This is a genomic window from Aquabacterium sp. (genome assembly GCF_004297345.1).
Taxonomy (GTDB): domain Bacteria; phylum Pseudomonadota; class Gammaproteobacteria; order Burkholderiales; family Burkholderiaceae_C; genus Aquabacterium.
Map to the genome: position 1 here is coordinate 1 of NZ_SCTN01000224.1, position 4,521 is coordinate 4,521.

A 4,521-nucleotide genomic window follows, 5' to 3' on the forward strand; every position below is an offset into this window, starting at 1 on the left:
CCGTGTAGTCCTGATAAGCCGGCAGCGCCACCGCAGCCAAAATACCAATAATCGCCACCACGATCATCAGTTCGATCAGGGTGAAACCCTTTTGCACTTGCTTCATCACTTGCATGATTAACTCCTTGGGCCGCAACCCGCTAAGAAACTTGCCTTGAACGCGCCCACCTTACCGGGGGCCCACATGTTCTATAAGGCAGGCCTCGTGCCAGCTTTCAGCACCCGAAAAAACGTGATTTAGTTGGCGGTTTCCCCTATACAAGGCCGAAAGCAGGACCACTTTGGTCGACCTTGTGTCTGTTGTAGCGCCCAAAATTGTCACCCCCTTAAGGGTGATGACAATTTTTGTCAGTCCTCGTCGATACATTGAATCATTGCGCTTAGCCCGCCACAACGTCCAGCAGAGACCTGAGCACCAGAGCGACGGGCAACAGTTAGCAACGGCAAACGTCTGGACATGGCCACCAAGATTCGATCTTCCAATAAAAATGGGACCCGAAGGCCCCATTCTCTATTCGCTGAGTTAGTCAGGAATTTACTTGCACTCGGCAGGAGCGTAGCGTGGCAGCAGGGTGCCGTTTGCGGCCGCAGCGAAGGCGCCTTGGCGAGCCGTGGCGTTAGCGTGAGTCGTCGACGAGCACACCCAGTCAACCGTACCGCTTGCACCAGCTGCAGGGGGGAAAACCGTGGGCGCAGCGTTGTTGCCAGGGTTCAGGAAGGGAGTCAGAACCAGGGTGTTGGCTGCGGCACCAATGGTCCCCACGTTGGCCGCATTCATGGCGATGGTGATTTGGCCGTTGGCCCCGTTCAGCGTGATGCTGGTCACGAACTTGGACGACGGTGCTGTTGCATTGATCTGAGCCGCATAAGCTGCAACACCATTCATGCCATCAGAAGCGTAGTTGGTCGCCACGTCGGCTTTCACCGCATTGCCCAGACCCAGACCTTCCGTGATCTTTGCGCGGACCGTGTAGTCCTGATAAGCCGGCAGCGCCACCGCAGCCAAAATACCAATAATCGCCACCACGATCATCAGTTCGATCAGGGTGAAACCCTTTTGCACTTGCTTCATCACTCGCATGATCAACTCCTTGGGCCGCAACCCGCTAAGAACTTGCCTTTGATCGACCCCACACAAGCCGGGGGCCACATGCTCTACAAGGCAGGGCGCGTGCCAGCTTTCAGAACCCCGAAAAATGTGATTTAGTTGGCGACGCCCCTTAATGGGCAACGAAGAAATGACCATCCCGGTCAACATCAGGCGCGCTGGAGCATCAAAAATTGTCACAACCCTTAACGGGTGCGACAATTTTCGTCAGTCCTCAACCGGCACATTGAACCGCTGCCCTTCGCGCAGCGGCTCGATCCGATGCTGCGTGTCCAGGGCACGAATCTGCGCCAATACGGAGGGCACCTCACCTGGCTTGGGATGCGTGATGAAGACACTGACCTCGCCATCCAGCTGTGCCAATTCCTTGGCCAGGCTTTGCGGAGACAAATGGCCACTGATGTGTGCCAAGTGAGCCTCTTCATTGCCGAAAGCGGTTTCGATGATCAGTTGCGCGATGCGCTGGCCGCTCAAAGCTTTCCACAGCGCGGGATTCGGGCCCGTATCACCTGAGAAAACCCACCAACCCAGCGGCGTTTCGACACCAAACCCCACGCCCGGCACCGTATGGGCGGCCGGCAGCACATGAACGCGCCGATCAGCCAGGCCGCCTCGGGCCGGGAAGGACAGCACCTGCCCCACCTCGATTTCGTGCAACACGAGAATCGGGTTGTGTGCGCTAGGCAAGCGTGTGAAATCTGGCCAGATCACGCCATTGAAAATGTGCTGGCGCATCGCTTCTATCGTGGCCGGCAGCGCATGCACATGGATGGGCCGCAAGTCAGCCATATTGCCGCTCGCACCTGCCCGCAGCTTCATCACGCTGTCAGCCAACAGCGGAATGCTGAGAATGTGATCGAGGTGGCTGTGGCTCAGCAAGATGTGGTCGATGCGCGCCAGCTCATCCAGGCGCAATTCACCCACGCCACTACCCGCATCCAGCAGGATGTCGTCATCCAGCAGGAAAGCAGTGGTGTGGCAGCGCGCCGCAATCGATCCGGAACAACCCAATACGCGGATCATGATCAGGCTCCTTGCTGGCAGCCCACTGAATCAGGCCTGCACAAATTGCATTTGCGTACCGGCCAGCTCGATCACATCGCCGTTCTTGAGGTGCACGGGGTCGCCAACCACCTCGTTGCCGTTGACGGTCGGGCGAGCCCCACCCTCAACGTGGGCGAACACATAACCACCGGGACGCTTGGTGATGGAGGCCACTTGCACACCGGGCTTGCCCACCGTGGTCACCACCTTGGTCAAGGCCACTTCGCGACCAGCCGCTGCGCCATTGAGTACCTTGATCGATGCCGGAGACTGCGGACTCAAGCCGCCAAAACCCGAACCCAGCGTGGCCGCACCCATGGTGCTGCCAAATGCCTGTGCAGGCGTGGACAAACCGCTGCCACCTGCGCCCGACACCGAAGACATGGCCGTGGCCAGCGGCGTACCGGGGCGCATGATCATCGTCTTCTCGTAATCGGAGCCTTCTTCGACCAGGTACTTGATCTTGTACTTGCCAATCTCAACCGTGTCGTTGTGCTGCAGCAGTTGTTTCTTGACGGCCTTGCCGTTGATATAGGTTCCGTTGGTGCTGTTCAAATCTTCGATGAACACATCATTGCCAACCAGTTGCAGCACGGCGTGTTCACCACTGACCGCCAGGTTGTCGATCACGATGTCGTTATATGGACGGCGCCCAAGCGAGGTTTTGTCCTTGGTGATTTGGACTTCCTTGATGACGACCCCGTCTAGCGAGACGACCAGTTTTCCCATTCGGAACCTCTCGGGTATTGATCTCTAATTGGCGTTTAATTAAAGCCGCTCAACGCTTGAAAGGCCACCAGGACCTCGGCGTTGGCTCGGCTACTCCCTGTGCACGCACCAGCACCACGGCGATATTATCCCGACCGCCCGCTTCATTGGCCGCCGCCACCAGCGCCTGCCCCATCTCGGGCAAGCTGGTATGGGCCGACATGACATCAGCGATCTGCTGATCACGCAGCATATCGGACAGACCGTCTGAGCACATCAGGTAGATATCACCAGACTGAATGTCGTGCAAATGCGTTTCCATCAGGACCAGATCTTCCACACCCAAGGCCCGGGTCACCAGGTTCTTGTTGGCGGCATACTGGGCCTGCTCAGGCGTCAGGATGCCAGCATCGATCTGTTCTTGCAGTAACGAATGGTCTTTTGTGATCTGCTGCAACTGGCCGTCGCGCCAACGATAGCCGCGCGAATCACCAATATGCCCCATTAACAGGCGACCTGAGCGGAAAACCGCCAGAACCAGGGTCGTGCCCATGCCGGCATAGGTCGGATTGGAATTGGCGGCGCCGAAAATCGCGCGGTTGGCATTGTCCACGCAGATGTCCATCGCGCGCTTGACATCACCGTCGCTGGCGTTCGACGACGCTTCGTGCAACCACCGACCCAATTCGCTCTTGATGAAGTCGCACGCCATGCCGCTGGCCACTTCGCCTGCTGCATAGCCGCCCATGCCATCGGCGAGCACGGCCACACCGCAACTCTCATCCAGTGCGATGGAGTCTTCATTATTGGTTCGCACCCGCCCAGTGTCGGTATGACTAAAGAACTCAAAGTCCATGGCGGAATTGTCGCTGGGTTTTCATGAGAGACAGATCAGGGATTTCAGGCGAGGTCCACATCCACCTTCTGGAGGGACTGTGCCACTGCACGCAAGTCTTCGGCTATCTGCTGGCCAGAGGCATAACGTGTGCCGGGGTGCTTTTCCAGGGCCAACGCCACAATGTCACCCAACGCAGGCGGCAGATCTGCCCGAAGGCTGCACACATTGGGGGCGGTTTCGCGACCGATGGCACGCATCAGCGCCGCCATGGAATCGTTGCGATATGGCAACTGCCCCGTCAATAACTGGAACAAGCTGACGCCCAGGGAGTACAGATCACTGCGTCCGTCTATGGTCTGCCCCGACAACTGCTCGGGTGACATGAAGGTCGGCGTACCCAGAACGACCCCCGTGCGCGTGCGCGTGGCGTCCGCCACACGGGCCACGCCAAAATCCATCACTTTGACGACGCCTCTGCTCACATCGATCATGATGTTGGCCGGCTTGATGTCACGGTGTGTCACACCTCGGGTATGCGCATAGGCCAGCGCGTCGGCCACACGAGCCATGATGGGCAGCAATTGATTCAGCGGCAGCAAACGATCAGGCTGCACGTACTGGCTCATGTCCGTCCCTTCGATCAGCTCCATGGCGATGTAAGCAACGCCGCCTTGCTCCCCCGCATCAAGGATGCTGACGATATCGGGGTGCTGCAAACGCCCAGCCATCTCGGCTTCGCGTAAAAAGCGATTGCGGGCATCGGCCAGTTCAGCGCCACTGAATTCCTGCGCCAGGGCCATCGTCTTCAGTGCCACTTTTCGAT

General features: G+C 58.2%; 6 protein-coding genes. All 6 read right to left on the bottom strand.

Features of this window, described 5'->3' with window-relative positions; all coding sequences use genetic code 11:
- Positions 1-106: prepilin-type N-terminal cleavage/methylation domain-containing protein (locus EPO09_RS08075; RefSeq protein WP_290641963.1), on the bottom strand; the 106-nt coding region annotated here is incomplete at its 3' end.
- A gap of 429 nt (positions 107-535) precedes the next feature.
- On the bottom strand, positions 536-1,081 hold the full coding sequence (locus tag EPO09_RS08080; RefSeq protein ID WP_290641955.1) for a pilin: 546 nt from the start codon (positions 1,079-1,081) through the stop codon (positions 536-538).
- Between the two features lie 234 nt (positions 1,082-1,315).
- Complete coding sequence (locus EPO09_RS08085; protein WP_367200053.1) at positions 1,316-2,131, bottom strand: MBL fold metallo-hydrolase; 816 nt, start codon at positions 2,129-2,131, stop codon at positions 1,316-1,318.
- A gap of 30 nt (positions 2,132-2,161) precedes the next feature.
- Complete coding sequence (locus EPO09_RS08090; RefSeq protein ID WP_290641957.1) at positions 2,162-2,881, bottom strand: FHA domain-containing protein; 720 nt, start codon at positions 2,879-2,881, stop codon at positions 2,162-2,164.
- 49 nt (positions 2,882-2,930) lie between these two features.
- Positions 2,931-3,716 carry a Stp1/IreP family PP2C-type Ser/Thr phosphatase gene (locus tag EPO09_RS08095; RefSeq protein ID WP_290641959.1) on the bottom strand — a complete coding sequence of 262 codons (786 nt, stop codon included), beginning with the start codon at positions 3,714-3,716 and terminating at the stop codon, positions 2,931-2,933.
- A 44-nt stretch (positions 3,717-3,760) separates the two neighbouring features.
- The coding region (locus EPO09_RS08100) for a serine/threonine-protein kinase (protein ID WP_290641961.1) at positions 3,761-4,521 on the bottom strand (761 nt) is incomplete at its 5' end.

Excerpts from the sequence above, each read along its gene's own strand:
- EPO09_RS08080 (WP_290641955.1), bottom strand. The coding sequence starts at position 1,081 with ATGCGAGTGATGAAGCAAGTGCAAAAGGGTTTCACCCTGATCGAACTG.
- EPO09_RS08085 (WP_367200053.1), bottom strand. The coding sequence starts at position 2,131 with ATGATCCGCGTATTGGGTTGTTCCGGATCGATTGCGGCGCGCTGCCAC.
- EPO09_RS08090 (WP_290641957.1), bottom strand. The coding sequence starts at position 2,881 with ATGGGAAAACTGGTCGTCTCGCTAGACGGGGTCGTCATCAAGGAAGTC.
- EPO09_RS08095 (WP_290641959.1), bottom strand. The coding sequence starts at position 3,716 with ATGGACTTTGAGTTCTTTAGTCATACCGACACTGGGCGGGTGCGAACC.